The sequence below is a fragment of the Vibrio mytili genome, from assembly GCF_000830505.1.
GTDB lineage: Bacteria > Pseudomonadota > Gammaproteobacteria > Enterobacterales > Vibrionaceae > Vibrio > Vibrio mytili.
The window spans coordinates 45,068-61,471 of the sequence record NZ_JXOK01000050.1; the positions used below are offsets into that span (position 1 = coordinate 45,068).

Genomic DNA, 16,404 nt, shown 5'->3' on the forward strand with positions numbered 1-16,404 from the left:
TATCCCCGCATGAGCGAGGATATAAAATAGTGGGCCATCAAAACATTTAGGCGTTTTTCATCAGGCGAGGGATCGTATCATCGCTACGCAGTGTGAGGACTTCACAACCTTCTTTAGTGACCACTATCGTGTGTTCGTACTGCGCTGAGTTTTTACCGTCACCTGTGTATACCGTCCAGTCATCTTCAGCATCGACACTGCAACCAAACTTGCCTGCGTTGATCATAGGCTCGATCGTGAAACACATGCCTTCTTTGAGTACGCGGCGATCTTTATTCTTATAGTGAACCACTTGTGGCTCTTCGTGGAATTCATCACCGATACCATGGCCGCAGAAGTCTTTCACGATTGAAAACTTGTTACGCGGGTTGTTCTTATTGTTTTCTTTGATGTACTTCTCGATCGCTGTACCAATGTCGCCCACGGTTGAGCCAGGTTTTACTGTGCGCATACCTACGTAAAGCGCTTCTTGAGTGACCATGCACAAGCGTTTATTCGCTGGAGAAACGTCACCAACTAAGAACATTTTTGATGTGTCGCCGTGGTAGCCTTGCGGACGAATACTTAAATCTGCATTCTCATCGTTAGGGACGATAACTGTGATATCGATGTTGATAATGTCACCATCTTTCAGTACGGCTGGTTTGGTTTGTCCATTGCTACCGATTTCATCTTTCTCAGCAGGAATACCGTGACATACGATATGGTTGATCGATGTACAAATAGATTTAGGAAACCCATGGTAATCAAGGGGAGCAGAATACGCGCCTTTTTCTAGAGCATATTCATGACAGATTTTGTTGAGTTCTTCTGTCGTAACGCCGACTTGGACGTGTGGCTCGATCATTTCTAGAATTTCTGCGGCAAGCTTGCCAGCGATGCGCATGCGTTCGATTTCTTCAGCGGTTTTAATCTTGATTGACATTGGTTTTCTCTACTTATTCGATAGCACTTATGCGTGCGAATGGCGGCATTCTAACAGACAACATGTGGTGAACCCAAGTGAGTTAAGAATATGAGTCATTCTTATTTGACTTATAGAGATTATAGGAAGTAAATATCCCTCAATTAACAAGGGTAAGAAATTATTTTTCTAGCCACAGTACGCTAAAATATGATATAAAGCGCGCCGGAATAGAGGAGTGTTGTCTTCGTTCAGAGAATACTGAACGGCGAAGCATGCTTTTATCCAACAAACTTTTATCTTTAAATCACACACATTCCGTCACATGTTCCGGGGTGCTGAGCAGAAGCTTAGTCGGAATTATGGGGGATGTGGAGGCCTAACCCCATAGAGGATTTTAAAATGGCAACTGTATCAATGCGCGATATGCTTAAAGCTGGTGTTCACTTCGGTCACCAAACTCGTTACTGGAACCCAAAAATGAAGCCATTCATCTTTGGCGCTCGTAACAAAGTTCATATCATCAACCTAGAAAAAACTGTACCAATGTTCAACGACGCTCTAGCTGAACTAGCTAAAGTTGGCGAGAAAAAAGGTAAAGTTCTATTCGTAGGTACTAAGCGCGCTGCATCTGAAGCTGTTAAAGAAGCTGCTATTGCAAGCAACCAATACTACGTTAACAACCGCTGGTTGGGCGGTATGCTAACTAACTACAAAACTGTTCGTCAGTCTATCAAGCGTCTAAAAGAGCTAGAAGCTCAATCTCAAGACGGTACTTTTGATAAACTAACTAAGAAAGAAGCTCTAATGCGTACTCGTGAAATGGAGAAGCTAGAGAAATCTCTTGGTGGTATCAAAGATATGGGCGGCCTACCAGACGCTCTATTCGTAATTGATGCAGATCACGAACACATCGCGATTAAAGAAGCGAACAACCTAGGTATTCCAGTATACGCTGTGGTAGATACTAACTCTAACCCAGACGGCGTTGACTACATCATCCCAGGTAACGACGACGCTATCCGCGCAGTACAGCTATACCTAAACGCTGCTGGTGCAGCGGTATCTGAAGGTCGTAACAAAGACGTAGCTGCAGTTGCTGAAAAAGACGGTTTCGTAGAAGCTGAATAATAGCGGCTCTAAGTCACACTTAGTCTACATGCAACCTTTGTGTAGCATAAACTAAGTTATAGTTAGTAATGGGGGCCGACAATGTTAGGCCCCTGTTTTTTACCTTATTTCGAATCAAACGAGGAAGACAGAATGGCAACTGTAACTGCTGCTCTAGTTAAAGAACTTCGCGAGCGTACTGGCGCTGGCATGATGGAATGTAAGAAAGCGCTTGTAGAAGCAAACGCAGACATCGAACTAGCAATTGAAAACATGCGTAAATCAGGCGCAGCGAAAGCAGCTAAAAAAGCTGGTAACGTTGCAGCTGAAGGCGCAATCATCATCAAAGAAGAAAACGGCGTTGCTGTTCTTCTTGAAGTTAACTGCCAAACTGACTTCGTTGCTAAAGACGGTAACTTCACTGCTTTCGCTGAAGAAGTTGCTGTTGCAGCGCTAGCTTCAAAAGCATCAGTTGAAGAGCTACAAGCTCAATTTGAAGACACTCGCGTAGCACTAGTTGCTAAAATCGGTGAGAACATCAACATTCGTCGTGTACAGTACGTTGAAGGTACTGCTCTTGCTTCTTACCGTCACGGTGAGAAAATCGGTGTTGTTGTTGCTGGCGAAGGTGATGCAGAAACGCTTAAGCACGTTGCAATGCACGTTGCTGCTTCTAAGCCAGAGTACGTTAACCCAGAAGACGTACCAGCTGACGTAGTTGAAAAAGAGAAAGCGGTTCAAGTTGAAATCGCAATGAACGAAGGCAAGCCTGCTGAAATCGCAGAGAAGATGGTTGTTGGCCGCATGAAGAAATTCACTGGCGAAATCTCTCTAACAGGTCAAGCGTTCATCATGGAGCCTAAGAAATCTGTTGGCGAAATGCTGAAAGAAAAAGGCGCTTCAGTTTCTACGTTCGTTCGTCTAGAAGTAGGCGAAGGTATCGAGAAGAAAGAAGAAATGAGCTTCGCTGAAGAAGTTGCTGCAGCTCAAAAAGGTTAATCCTTAGAGATTGCATAAAGTTAAGACCGTAGCCAAGGCTGCGGTCTTTTTATGACCAATAAGTAATCGATTAACCGTGATGAATGGATTCAGCGTGACTGTGTTTATTCATGACTGTTAATCAACAACTCTCTTTGGAAGGTAAACTCCATGACTACGAACCCTAAGCCAGCGTATCAACGTATTTTATTAAAACTAAGTGGTGAAGCTCTTCAAGGTGAAGACGGTTTTGGTATCGATCCTGCGGTTCTTGACCGTATGGCGCAAGAAGTGAAAGAACTGGTTGAACTGGGTGTTCAGGTTGGTGTAGTTATCGGTGGTGGTAACTTGTTCCGTGGTGCAGGCCTTGCAGAAGCAGGTATGAACCGTGTCGTGGGTGACCATATGGGCATGCTTGCTACGGTTATGAATGGCCTAGCTATGCGTGATGCGCTTCACCGTGCTTATGTTAATGCTCGTGTTATGTCTGCCATTCCGCTAAAAGGCGTGTGTGACGACTACAATTGGGCGGATGCGATTCGTGAGCTACGTCAAGGCCGCGTAGTTATCTTCTCTGCGGGTACTGGTAACCCATTCTTTACCACGGACTCTGCGGCATGTCTGCGTGGTATCGAAATTGAAGCAGATATCGTGCTAAAAGCAACGAAAGTTGATGGTGTATTTACTGCTGACCCAGTAGCAAACCCAGACGCAGAACTGTATGATAAGCTATCTTACGCTGAAGTTCTGGATAAAGAGCTAAAAGTGATGGATTTGGCAGCGTTTACTCTTGCTCGAGATCATAAAATGCCTATCCGTGTATTTAACATGAATAAGCCAGGTGCATTACGCCGCGTGGTAATGGGTGAAGTTGAAGGTACGCTGATCAACGCTGACGCATAATACGATACGCTGCTCAGTTATGTTGGGTGGCGTTGAGTCTTGCTCAACCCTATAATACTAATCGTAGTAAATAACTGCTCATTCTAGCTTGTTAAAATACTCGATAACTGCGTTACAATTTTGGATGATAAGTGTCACTACTTTTCCAAAATCTGTGCCTTGTTTTCAAGCATTTGTCCTACGCTATATCTGATCACTTATTTTATGGTGATTGGTATAAGCCTTTCTTTAGGAAAGATGACATTTTTAAGGTGAAACCGTGATTAACGAAATCAAAAAAGACGCGCAAGAGCGCATGGACAAAAGCGTAGAATCGCTAAAGAACAACCTTTCTAAAGTTCGTACAGGTCGTGCACACCCAAGCCTATTGTCAGGTATTTCTGTCGAGTACTACGGTGCTGCAACTCCACTAAATCAAGTTGCAAACGTTGTTGCAGAAGATGCACGCACTCTTGCAATCACAGTTTTCGACAAAGAGCTGACGCAAAAAGTGGAAAAAGCGATCATGATGTCAGATCTTGGTCTAAACCCAATGTCTGCTGGCACCATTATTCGTGTTCCTCTACCACCGCTAACCGAAGAACGTCGTAAAGATCTCGTTAAGATTGTACGTGGTGAAGCGGAAGGCGGTCGTGTTGCTGTGCGTAATATCCGTCGTGATGCAAACAACGATCTTAAAGCGCTGTTGAAAGACAAAGAAATTTCTGAAGATGAAGATCGTAAAGCGCAAGAAGAAATTCAAAAACTGACTGACGTTGCAGTTAAGAAGATCGACGAAGTTCTTGCTGCAAAAGAAAAAGAGTTGATGGAAGTTTAATACTCCCACCTACATCACTGTTGGAAAACGCTGTGCTCGCAGCTCAGCGTTTTTTTATGTTAATCTGTCCAACTGATGGAACTCATTTAACTCCCTATGCAAAATTCTCAATCCTTCTCTGATTCCCTCCCTAAGCATATCGCCATCATAATGGACGGTAATGGTCGTTGGGCGAAGTCCAAAGGAAAACCTCGCGTATTTGGCCATAAAAAAGGCGTCAATGCGGTTCGCAAAACAGTAGCCGCAGCTTCAAAACTTGGTATTAAAGCCATGACGCTATTTGCTTTTAGTAGTGAGAACTGGCGTCGCCCAGAGGAAGAAGTTGGTCTTTTGATGGAACTGTTTATCTCAGTCCTGTCGAGTGAAGTAAAGAAACTACACAGAAACAACTTACAATTACGAGTCATTGGCGATACTGGCCGGTTTAGTGAGCGCTTACAAAATAAAATTTTTGAGGCAGAAAAGCTAACGGCAAACAATACTGGTATGGTGATTAACATTGCGGCCAATTATGGTGGCAAATGGGACATCACAGAAGCAGTGAAAACGCTGGCGACCAAAGCTCGTAACGGTGAAATTCGTGTAGAAGATATCAATGAGCAGTTAATCACTGAGCATTTGACTATGGCAGACTTACCGGAAGTGGATTTATTGATTCGCACCAGTGGTGAGTGCCGTATCAGCAATTTTATGTTGTGGCAAATGGCTTATGCTGAAATGTACTTTACGGAAGAGTACTGGCCTGAATTTGATGAAGACAGTCTTGTTGAAGCGGTCACCTGGTTTATTAACCGTGAACGTCGTTTTGGCTGTACTGGTGAACAAATTAAGGCACTGATGGCTGCTCAATAAGGACTAGTTAGTTTGAAACAAAGAATAATAACGGCACTAATTTTAGCTCCCTTGGTTATTTTAGGCATTTTTAAATTACCGCTAATGGGATTTGTTATCGCACTGACTGCGATAACGTTCATTGGGTTTTGGGAGTGGACCCAGTTCACTGGAAGTACTTCTCGTCTTTTTGCTCTTGTCCCAGCGCTTGTGGCTACGGGACTCAGTTTCGTGTACATCTCGCCGGATGTAAATAGCCTCAATCACCTCGCGTTGCCACATTATGTGATGCTGTCTTTGGGTTTTGGCTGGTGGATAATCGCGAGCTTAATGGCGATTACCTATCCTAAAAATGCCACGGTTTGGCAGAACAGTCGGGTACTGCGACACCTATTTGGTTTTTTAACCTTGCTACCATTCCTTTGGAGCGTGATCATATTAAGAGCATCAGATATCGGCGTAGAACCTTATTATGGTGCGAAACTGGTGTTGTACGTATGTTTGTTAGTTTGGGCCGCTGACAGTGGCGCATACTTTACTGGCAAGAGTTTAGGTAAACGTAAAATGGCGCCAAATGTCAGCCCCAACAAAACCATTGAAGGCTTGGTTGGTGGTATTATTACCGCACTGATTGTGGGCTGGGGATTTGCGTGTTGGTTTGATATCCAATTTACAAGCCCTGTACATATGGTGTTTATTACGTTTGTCACCGTTGTCATTTCGGTGCTTGGCGATTTGGTCGAGAGTATGTTCAAACGCGCGTCAGGTATAAAAGACAGCAGTAACATTATCCCCGGTCATGGCGGCGTGCTCGATCGTATCGACAGTTTAACCGCAGCATTTCCAGTCTTTGCTCTTCTATACTACGTGTTCTAATTTATCAGGAGCGGATTCACCGCTCCTGTGTCTTTCTAACGGTCTAACAACATGCAAAAGTTAACGATTCTCGGTGCAACTGGCTCAATTGGTGCGAGCACACTTAAAGTAGTCGAACAAAATCCGGAGCGGTTTTCTGTCGTTGCGCTCGCAGCGAGCACGAACGTTAAAAAAATGGTCGCATTGTGCCAAAGATGGCAACCTCAGTATGCGGTGATGGCTGACAAGCAAGCCGCTCTGGTATTGAAGTCTGAACTTGCCAGCATCTCGCCGAAGACAGAAGTGTTAGGAGGCGTTGATGCGCTTTGTCATGTTGCTTCTTTGCAAGAGGTCGACAGCGTTATGGCTGCGATTGTCGGTGCAGCAGGTTTGTTACCAACGATGGCGGCGGTCAAATCTGGCAAGCGTGTGCTTTTGGCCAACAAAGAAGCCTTGGTTATGTCTGGTCAACTATTTATTGATGCTGTAGAAAAATATGGCGCAGAATTACTTCCCGTTGATAGTGAGCACAATGCTATTTTTCAGTGTCTACCAGAGCAGATTCAGACCAGTTTAGGTCATGGCAGTCTTGAGCAGCACGGTGTTTCTCATATTTTGTTGACGGGGTCTGGTGGCCCGTTTCGTTACAGTGACATCTCAGAACTGGAGCATGTGACTCCTGCACAAGCGATTGCTCATCCTAACTGGTCAATGGGACCAAAGATTTCGGTTGATTCAGCAACGATGATGAATAAGGGATTGGAGTACATAGAAGCGAAATGGTTGTTTAATGCAGCTCGAGAGCAGCTTAAAGTGATCATTCATCCACAATCTGTTATTCATTCCATGGTTCAGTATCGTGATGGTTCCGTCTTAGCTCAAATGGGCGAGCCGATATGGCAACGCCAATTGCATTGACGATGTCTTACCCATCCCGAGTCGATGCTGGTGTAAAGCCACTAGATTTTACACAAGTTGGTGAACTGACTTTTTTACAGCCTGACTTCGCGCGTTATCCATGCTTAAAATTAGCCATTGATGCGTGTTATGAAGGGCAACATGCGACAACGGCTCTCAATGCGGCCAATGAAATGGCGGTTGATGCATTTCTTAACAATCAGATTAAATTTACTGATATTGGACGTATCAATGAGTCAGTTTTGAACAAAATGAGTGCAAGCTGCAAAGGTGAGAATGTGAATAGCTTGGAAAGCTTGCTTGAGCTAGATAGAATGGCACGAACTATTGCCCTAGAAACTATTTATTGTCTTAGAAACTAAACGTGAGCGACGCTAATGACTGGTATTTTATGGAATCTTGTTTCTTTTATCGTTGCGCTGGGTATTTTGGTCGCTGTGCACGAGTTCGGCCACTTTTGGGTTGCTCGCCGTTGCGGCGTCAAAGTTGAAAAGTTTTCGATTGGCTTTGGAAAGTCAATTTGGAGTAAGCAAGGTAAAGACGGAACTGAATATAGTGTTTCGATGATCCCGTTAGGTGGCTACGTTAAAATGCTCGATAGCCGTGTTGACGATGTGCCGGAAAATGAAAAACATTTGGCCTTCGATCATAAGCCGCTATGGAAACGAACGTCTATTGTTGCAGCGGGTCCTATTTTTAATTTCCTCTTCGCAATTTTTGCTTACTGGTTAGTGTTTCTTATTGGCGTACCCGCGGTTAAGCCTGTTATTGGTCAAATAACGCCCAATTCGATCGTTGCAGAAGCCGGAATTGAATCTGGAATGGAACTAAAAGCGATTGCAGGTATCAAAACTCCGGATTGGGAATCAGTTAATATGGGATTGATTTCTCATATTGGTGATGATTTGATGACGGTTACTGTCGCATCCAATGATGAGATCGGCTCTGACGTAACAAAAACGCTTGACCTGCGTGATTGGCAGTTTGATCCGGAGACCGAGTCTGCGATGCACTCATTAGGGTTTACACCGTATACTCCAGAGATCTATAACTCGATACAGCAGGTGACTGAGGGTGGTGCGGCAGAGAAAGCCGGTATTTTACCTGGAGACGAAATTGTTGCGATAAATGGCGCAACAATCAGTGATTGGCAACAAGTGGTTGATGCGGTTCGTTCAAACCCAAATACACCGATGGAAATAACGGTTTTGCGTGAAGGTTATCATCAATCTTTAATCCTGACGCCTGATAGCCGTGAGCTAGCTAACAAAGAGATAATTGGATTCGCGGGTATCGCTCCAGAGGTCGCAGAATGGCCTGAAAGTTATCGCTTTGAGTTGCAGTTTGGTGTATTCGAATCCATTGGTAAAGCGATGGACAAAACCGGTCAAGTGATTGGCTTAACAATCAGTATGCTTAAGAAGCTGATTGTCGGAGATGTAGGGCTAAATAATTTAAGCGGTCCTATTTCAATTGCTAAAGGTGCCGGGGCAACCGCAGATTACGGTCTGGTTTATTTTTTAGGTTTTCTCGCTTTGATTAGTGTTAACCTAGGGATTATTAATCTCGTTCCTCTACCAATGTTGGATGGCGGTCATTTGTTGTTTTTTGCAATTGAAGCCATTATTCGACGCCCAGTTCCTGAAAAAATACAGGAAATGGGGTTCCGCATTGGCGGTGCGATCATCTTCTCGCTCATGGCGTTAGCGCTATTTAACGATTTTACTCGTCTGTGATAGTTCAGAGACAACAGCAGTAGCAAGGAATAATTAAAACAAATATGGCGATTAAGCGAATTCTATTTGCAAGTTTACTGGCGACCAGTGTGTCTGCAAATGGAGCACAGAACTTCGTAGTTCAAGATATTCAGATCAATGGATTGCAACGCGTTGCACTGGGTGCTGCATTATTGAAAATGCCGGTACGTGTTGGTGATAGCATTGATCAAGGTGATGTTTCAGAGATTATCCGAGCGCTTTATGCATCTGGAAACTTCGAAGATGTAAAAGTACTGCGTAACGGAGATGTGTTGGTTGTTCAGGTTAAAGAGCGTCCAACCATCGCTAGCATTTCCTTCTCGGGTAACAAAGCGATTAAGGAAGAGCAGCTGAAAGAAAACCTGAACGCATCAGGTGTTCGTGAAGGTGAAGCGCTCGACCGTACTACGCTGAGTAACATCGAAAAAGGCTTGGAAGACTTCTACTACAGTGTAGGTAAGTACAACGCAACAGTGAAAGCGGTGGTTACGCCGTTGCCGCGTAATCGTTCTGATCTGAAGTTCGTATTTACCGAAGGCGTGTCTGCTAAGATTCAGCAAATCAACTTTGTGGGCAATGAGGCTTTTTCAGACGAAGAGCTGCTATCCCGCTTTAATTTGAACGTTGATGTGCCTTGGTGGAACTTCCTAGCTGATGAAAAATATCAAAAGCAAGTTCTTGCTGCGGATATTGAATCATTGAAATCCTTCTACCTAGATCGTGGATACTTAAAGTTTAATGTCGAGTCAACGCACGTTGCCATTTCTCCTGATAAGAAAGGTGTGTACGTCACTCTTGGCATTGATGAAGGTGACGTTTACACCGTTAAAGATGTCAAGTTTCGTGGTGATCTGATCGGTAAAGACGCCGATTTTAAAGCCATGGTGCCTTTCAAAAATGCGGAAACTTACAACGGTTCTCTGGTCACCTCGATGGAAGAGGGGATCAAGCGTGAGCTAGGTGAAGCTGGCTATGCTTACCCGAAAGTGAATACCATCCCTGAGTTTGATGATACTAACAAAGAAGTCTCTCTCGTTGTGAATGTGGACCCAGGCAATCGAATCTATGTTCGTGATATTCGCTTTACTGGCAATAACTCGACAAAAGATGAAGTCCTCCGTCGTGAAATGCGTCAGATGGAAGGAAGCTGGTTGAATTCGAAGTCGATTGAAACGGGTAAAACTCGTCTAAACCGTCTTGGATACTTTGAAAAAGTCGATGTTCAGACGGTTCGCGTACCGGGCAGTGACGACCAGGTCGATCTTGTTTACTCAGTTAAAGAAGCCAACTCAGGCAGTGTGAACTTCGGTGTCGGTTACGGTACAGAATCAGGCGTGAGCTTCCAGGTCGGTTTGCAACAAGACAACTTCTTAGGTAGTGGTAATCGCGTTGGTATTAACGCAATGATGAACGACTATCAAAAGAACGTGAGTTAGATTATCGTGACCCATACTGGAACCTAGATGGTGTGAGCTTGGGTGGTAAAGTCTTTTACAACGAATTTGAAGCGTCAGAAGCGGGTATCGTTGACTATACCAACGAAAGTTATGGTGCGAGCCTAACGTGGGGTTTCCCATTTGATGAGCTCAATCGTTTTGAATTTGGTGTCGGCTATACTCACAACAAGATTGGTAACTTATCGCCTTACTTACAGGTAGAGCAATTCTTGCAGGCTCAGGCGGACAATATTGATTCCTCAGGTGCATTAAACACCAATGATTTTGATATCAATATTTCTTGGACACGCAACAACCTAAACCGTGGTTACTTCCCGACAGCGGGTAACCACCAACGTGCGTTTTATAAAATGACCGTACCTGGCTCTGACGTTCAGTACTTCAAACTTCAGTATGATGTTCGTCAATACATGCCGCTGACAGAAAAGCATGAGTTTACGCTCCTGTTCCGTGGGCGCTTGGGTTACGGTAATGGTTATGGTCAAACAGATGGTAACGATAACTTGTTCCCATTCTACGAAAACTATTACGCGGGTGGCTTTACAACCCTGCGTGGTTTCGGTTCCAACTCGGTAGGTCCTCGAGCGGTGTATCGTGACTACTCAGGCTCAAACAATGGTGCAGATACCGCAACCGAAGATTCGGTCGGTGGTAACGCTGTTGCATTGGCAAGTCTGGAACTTATCGTGCCAACGCCATTTGCATCAGACGAAGCACGCAGTCAAATTCGTACCAGTATCTTCTTTGATATGGCAAGTGTCTGGGATACCGAGTTTGATTACCGTGACGCAGGTGCAGAGTACGGCGACAAGTATTATTACGATTACTCAGATCCAACCAATTTCCGCTCTTCATATGGCGCGGCGTTGCAATGGATGTCTCCTATGGGGCCACTAGTATTCTCACTAGCGAAACCAGTTAAGAAATATGATGGCGATGACGAAGAATTCTTCACATTCACTATCGGTAGAACCTTCTAAAGAGGAAAATATTTTGAATAAAATGATCAAAGCGGCTGGAATTGGCCTTCTTGTACTGAGCTCGTCAATGTTTGCAAACGCTGCAGAAGCGGCACAAAAAATTGCTTATGTAAACACAGCTCAAGTTTTTCAAGCGCTTCCTCAGCGTGAAGTTGTTGTGCAAAAAATGCAGAAAGACTTCAAGGGTAAAGCCGATGAGCTGAAATCGATTCAAGCGCAAGCGAAAACGAAAATTGAAAAGCTACAGCGTGATGGCGAGCTTCTAGGTCAAGATCAAATTGAAAAACTGCGTATTGATATTGCAAAACTCGACAGTGAATACAAAGTGAAAGCACAAGCACTAGACAAAGCAAGTGCTCGTCGCGAAGCTGAAGAAAAAGCGAAACTATTTAAAACGATTCAAACTGCAGTAGAAAAAGTCGCTAAGAGCAAAGGCTACGACCTTGTCATTGACATCTCAGCACTACAGTACGGTAAACCACAGTACAATATCTCTGAAGACGTAATTAAAGCTCTAAAATAAGACGTTATGAATACATTAACATTAGCCGAGTTGGCGACAATTACTGGCGGTGAACTATTTGGTGACGAGTCTCTCGTTGTTAACCGTGTTGCCCCGATGGATAAAGCACAGGAAGGTGATGTCACTTTCTTGTCTAACCCAAAATATGCCAAGCACTTATCTGAGTGTAAAGCAACCGTTGTAATGGTAAAAGCTGAGCATAAAGAGCAGTGCGTTGGTAATGCGTTGGTTGTTTCTGACCCTTATGTTGCTTTTGCTCGTGCGGTTCAGGCAATGGATACCACGCCAAAACCTGCAACTGATATTGCGCCAAGTGCGGTCATCGCCGCTGACGTAAAAATCGGGCAAAACGTTTCAATCGGTGCTAATGCTGTGATCGAACTGGCGTTGAACTGGGTGACGATGTCATCATTGGTGCGGGTTGTTTTATCGGTAAGAACGCTAAGCTCGGTAACAATACTAAGCTCTGGGCTAATGTTACTGTTTATCACGAAGTCTCCCTAGGCTCTGATTGCTTAGTTCAATCGGGTGCGGTGATCGGTTCTGATGGTTTCGGTTATGCAAACGACAACGGTGAGTGGGTTAAAATTCCTCAACTGGGCTCTGTCCGTATCGGGAACCGTGTTGAGATTGGTGCATGTACGACGATTGACCGTGGTGCTTTAGAAGACACCATCATCGAAGACAACGTCATCTTAGATAACCAGTTACAAATCGGTCATAACGTGCAGATCGGATATGGTACAGTGATGCCAGGTGGTACTATTGTCGCTGGCAGTACTAAAATTGGTAAATACTGTCAGATCGGCGGCGCTTCGGTACTGAATGGTCATATCACCATCGCGGATGGTGTGGCGATCACTGGCATGAGTATGGTGATGCGCAGTGTCGAAGAAAAAGGCCTTTATTCATCAGGCATACCGTTACAACCGAACCGAGAGTGGCGTAAAACCGCGACTCGAGTTCATCGTATCGATGAGATGAATAAGCGCCTTAAAGCGGTTGAGAAACAACTGGAACCTAAAGAGGAATCTTAATTCCTCAATCTCAGGTTTTTTATAAAGACTCGCGAAATGCGGGTCTTTTTCTTCTATAATGACAAGCTAATAATATATTCTTTGCCAAGTTGGTATACACCTTGCTAGTTATACTTTGCTAATATGGTGTCACCTTATTTGGTTGTAAGTATTGATATAGGAAGACGACTTTGACTACTGAAAAGAAAACGATGAACATCTCTGAGATCCGAGAGCTACTCCCTCATCGCTACCCATTCTTATTGATCGACCGAGTGATTGACTTCCAAGAAGAGAAGTACCTTCATGCCATTAAAAATGTGTCGGTTAACGAACCTCAGTTCACTGGTCACTTTCCTCAATTACCGGTTTTCCCTGGTGTTTTGATTCTGGAAGCAATGGCACAGGCAACCGGCCTCCTAGCATTTAAATCATTTGGTGCGCCAACTGAGAACGAACTGTATTACTTTGCAAGTGTCGACGGTGCTAAATTCCGCAAACCAGTCGTGCCTGGTGATCAAATGGTCATTGAAGTGGAATTTCTAAAAGAGCGCCGTGGGATTGCTGCATTTAGTGGTGTAGCAAAAGTTGACGGTGAAGTTGTATGTTCAGCTGAGTTGAAGTGTGCTCGTCGAGAGTTTTAATATGATACATGAAACCGCCCAAATCCACCCGGCAGCGGTGGTTGAAGATGGCGCTAAAATTGGCGCTAATGTGACTGTTGGACCATTTACCTATATCACCTCTACGGTGGAAATTGGTGAAGGTACTGAAGTCATGTCTCACGTTGTGATTAAAGGCCATACTAAGATCGGCAAAGACAACCGTATTTTCCCACATGCTGTCATTGGTGAAGAGAACCAAGATAAAAAGTACGGTGGTGAAGACACAACGGTCGTTATTGGTGATCGAAACGTTATTCGTGAAGCAGTGCAAATACACCGTGGTACGGTTCAGGACAAAGCGACAACGGTTATTGGTGATGACAATTTACTGTGTGTGAATGCTCACGTAGCTCATGACGTCGTTGTTGGTAACCATACTCATATCGGTAACAACGCTATTCTTGGTGGTCACGTAACCGTTGATGACCATGCCGGTGTGATGGCGCTTTCTGCTATCCATCCATTTTGTACCGTTGGAGCATATGCGTACGTCGGTGGCTGTTCTGCTGTGGTTCAGGATGTGCCTGCTTATGTGCTCGCACAAGGTAACCATGCCACACCGTTTGGTTTGAACCTTGTTGGTTTAAAACGAAATGGTTTTGAAAAACCAGAGATTCGAGCGCTACAAAAAGCCTACAAAGAAATCTACCGCTCTGGTAAGACGTTAGAAGAAGTGAAACCAATTCTTGCTGAAATGGCGCAAGAGTGGCCGGCTGTAAAACGCTTCACTGATATTCTAGAAACCACGGAACGTGGCATCATTCGTTAATATACAAGTGATGATCAATTAAGTGGAAAAGATCGCGCCCTCTACCGGGCTGCGATCTTTTTGTGTTTTATGGATAGGACGAATCAAATGAATAAACCATTACGCATCGGCATTATTGCTGGAGAACTCTCCGGAGATACGCTTGGCGAAGGCTTCATCAAAGCGGTAAAAGAGAAATACCCTAACGCGGAGTTTGTCGGCATTGGGGGGCCGAAAATGATAGCTCAGGGTTGTGAGTCACTCTTTGATATGGAAGAGCTCGCGGTGATGGGACTAGTGGAAGTGCTCGGTAGGCTGCCAAGGCTATTGAAAGTGAAAGCCGAACTCGTGAAATACTTCACTCAAAACCCGCCCGATGTGTTTGTCGGTATTGATGCGCCGGATTTCAATTTACGACTTGAGCTTGATCTTAAACAGGCCGGAATTAAAACGGTCCATTACGTAAGTCCATCTGTTTGGGCTTGGCGTCAGAAGCGAATTTTTAAAATTGAAGCCGCGACGAATTTGGTTCTCGCTTTTCTTCCGTTCGAAAAAGCATTTTATGACAAATTTAATGTGCCTTGTGAGTTTGTCGGACATACTTTGGCAGATGCGATCCCCATGCTGTCTGAGCAGGCTCCTGCCCGGGAATTACTCGGTTTAGCGCCGAATAAAAGATGGTTAGCGGTTCTTCCTGGCAGTCGCGGGAGTGAATTAAAAATGCTCTCGCAACCGTTTATTGAAACCTGCAAGCTATTGCATCAAAAATACCCTGATTTGGGTTTTGTTGTGGCTCTGGTTAACCAAAAACGGCGTGAACAATTTGAACAAGCTTGGAAGGAGTATGCCCCGGATCTCGACTTTAAGCTGGTTGATGATACTGCCCGAAATGTGATTACCGCCTCGGATGTTGTGATGTTAGCTTCTGGTACGGTTGCATTGGAATGTATGCTGCTTAAACGTCCAATGGTCGTGGGGTATCGGGTTAACGCTTTGACTGCCTTCTTAGCCAAACGCTTGCTCAAGACAAAATACGTGTCGCTGCCGAACATTCTTGCCGATGAAGCGTTGGTCAAAGAATACTTACAAGATGATTGCACACCAGAGAATTTATTTGGTGAAGTCTCGCGTTTATTGGAAAGTGATAACCATGAGATGATAAGCAAGTTTACAGAAATGCATCACTGGATTCGCAAAGACGCCGATCAACAAGCCGCTCAGGCCGTATTAACACTGATAGAGAAATAGAGACACATGGTTGTGAAAACCCAAGCATCAAAAGCCGCAAAGATCACGAAAGCAAAAGTTGAGTTACCGCTGTTTGAATATCCGCAAGGTTATCAGCGCATTGCAGGTGTCGATGAAGTAGGGCGTGGACCGCTCGTTGGCGATGTCGTCACTGCAGCCGTGATTCTTGATCCGAATAATCCCATCGAGGGCTTGAACGACTCTAAAAAACTCAGTGAGAAAAAGCGAATGGCATTGCTCCCTGAGATCAAGAAGAAAGCGTTGGCGTGGGCTGTAGGCCGATGTTCGCCGCAAGAAATTGATGAGTTAAACATTCTCCAGGCAACGATGGTCGCAATGCAGCGGGCAGTCGCAGGTTTGAATGTTGCCCCTGACTTAGTATTGATTGACGGCAATCGTTGTCCGGTACTTGAAATGGATGCACAAGCTGTCGTCAAAGGGGACTTACGGGTCGCGGAGATCAGCGCGGCGTCAATCATCGCGAAAGTGGTGCGCGACCAAGAGATGGAAGAGCTCGACAAACAATACCCACAATTTGGTTTTGCTAAACACAAAGGTTACCCAACCAAAGCGCACTTTGAGGCGATAGAGCAGCATGGCGTGATCAGTGAACATCGCAAGAGCTTTAAGCCAGTAAAGAAAGCGCTTGGCATAGAATAAGAGAAATAGCGGCGATGGCAGTTATCAACCATGG

At 44.6% G+C, this 16,404-nt stretch carries 13 protein-coding genes and 3 pseudogenes; 15 read left to right on the top strand and 1 reads right to left on the bottom strand.

All coding sequences use genetic code 11. The annotated features are described in order from the left end of the window. Window positions 1-46: 46 nt before the first annotated feature. Window positions 47-925: a type I methionyl aminopeptidase gene (gene map / locus SU60_RS13790; protein WP_041156023.1), complete on the bottom strand. Its 879-nt coding sequence runs from the start codon at window positions 923-925 to the stop codon at window positions 47-49. A gap of 381 nt (window positions 926-1,306) precedes the next feature. Here map and rpsB point away from each other — a divergent pair, with 381 nt between their 5' ends. The 15 genes and pseudogenes from rpsB (at window position 1,307) to rnhB (ending at window position 16,370) form a co-directional block, all read left to right on the top strand. After that, complete coding sequence (gene rpsB, locus SU60_RS13795) at window positions 1,307-2,035, top strand: 30S ribosomal protein S2 (protein ID WP_041156024.1); 729 nt, start codon at window positions 1,307-1,309, stop codon at window positions 2,033-2,035. Window positions 2,036-2,167: 132 nt separating this feature from the next. Next, window positions 2,168-3,013: a translation elongation factor Ts gene (gene tsf / locus SU60_RS13800; protein WP_041156025.1), complete on the top strand. Its 846-nt coding sequence runs from the start codon at window positions 2,168-2,170 to the stop codon at window positions 3,011-3,013. Window positions 3,014-3,163: 150 nt separating this feature from the next. Next, entirely contained in the window at window positions 3,164-3,895 is a 732-nt protein-coding gene (gene pyrH, locus SU60_RS13805) for a UMP kinase (RefSeq protein ID WP_041156026.1), read from the top strand. 259 nt (window positions 3,896-4,154) lie between these two features. After that, complete coding sequence (gene frr, locus SU60_RS13810; protein WP_041156027.1) at window positions 4,155-4,712, top strand: ribosome recycling factor; 558 nt, start codon at window positions 4,155-4,157, stop codon at window positions 4,710-4,712. A gap of 96 nt (window positions 4,713-4,808) precedes the next feature. Then, window positions 4,809-5,564: an undecaprenyl pyrophosphate synthase gene (locus SU60_RS13815; protein ID WP_041156028.1), complete on the top strand. Its 756-nt coding sequence runs from the start codon at window positions 4,809-4,811 to the stop codon at window positions 5,562-5,564. A gap of 12 nt (window positions 5,565-5,576) precedes the next feature. Beyond that, entirely contained in the window at window positions 5,577-6,419 is an 843-nt protein-coding gene (locus SU60_RS13820; protein ID WP_041156029.1) for a phosphatidate cytidylyltransferase, read from the top strand. A 51-nt stretch (window positions 6,420-6,470) separates the two neighbouring features. Continuing rightward, window positions 6,471-7,678 (top strand): annotated as a pseudogene (ispC, locus tag SU60_RS13825) (1-deoxy-D-xylulose-5-phosphate reductoisomerase). Window positions 7,679-7,693: 15 nt separating this feature from the next. Next, a complete protein-coding gene (gene rseP, locus SU60_RS13830) occupies window positions 7,694-9,052 on the top strand; it encodes a sigma E protease regulator RseP (protein ID WP_041156030.1) in 1,359 nt (452 codons plus the stop codon). A gap of 44 nt (window positions 9,053-9,096) precedes the next feature. Next, window positions 9,097-11,510 (top strand): annotated as a pseudogene (gene bamA / locus SU60_RS13835) (outer membrane protein assembly factor BamA). 13 nt (window positions 11,511-11,523) lie between these two features. Continuing rightward, window positions 11,524-12,033, top strand: a complete 510-nt coding sequence (locus SU60_RS13840) for an OmpH family outer membrane protein (protein ID WP_041156071.1) — start codon at window positions 11,524-11,526, stop codon at window positions 12,031-12,033. A 6-nt stretch (window positions 12,034-12,039) separates the two neighbouring features. After that, window positions 12,040-13,070, top strand: a pseudogene (gene lpxD / locus SU60_RS13845) (UDP-3-O-(3-hydroxymyristoyl)glucosamine N-acyltransferase). Between the two features lie 170 nt (window positions 13,071-13,240). After that, the gene (fabZ, locus tag SU60_RS13850; RefSeq protein WP_084735847.1) at window positions 13,241-13,693 is read left to right on the top strand and encodes a 3-hydroxyacyl-ACP dehydratase FabZ; all 453 of its coding nucleotides are present in this window, start codon (window positions 13,241-13,243) and stop codon (window positions 13,691-13,693) included. Between the two features lies 1 nt (window position 13,694). Beyond that, complete coding sequence (gene lpxA, locus SU60_RS13855) at window positions 13,695-14,483, top strand: acyl-ACP--UDP-N-acetylglucosamine O-acyltransferase (RefSeq protein WP_041156032.1); 789 nt, start codon at window positions 13,695-13,697, stop codon at window positions 14,481-14,483. 87 nt (window positions 14,484-14,570) lie between these two features. Beyond that, a complete protein-coding gene (lpxB, locus tag SU60_RS13860) occupies window positions 14,571-15,710 on the top strand; it encodes a lipid-A-disaccharide synthase (RefSeq protein WP_041156033.1) in 1,140 nt (379 codons plus the stop codon). A gap of 6 nt (window positions 15,711-15,716) precedes the next feature. Then, complete coding sequence (gene rnhB / locus SU60_RS13865; RefSeq protein ID WP_052481541.1) at window positions 15,717-16,370, top strand: ribonuclease HII; 654 nt, start codon at window positions 15,717-15,719, stop codon at window positions 16,368-16,370. Window positions 16,371-16,404 lie beyond the last annotated feature (34 nt).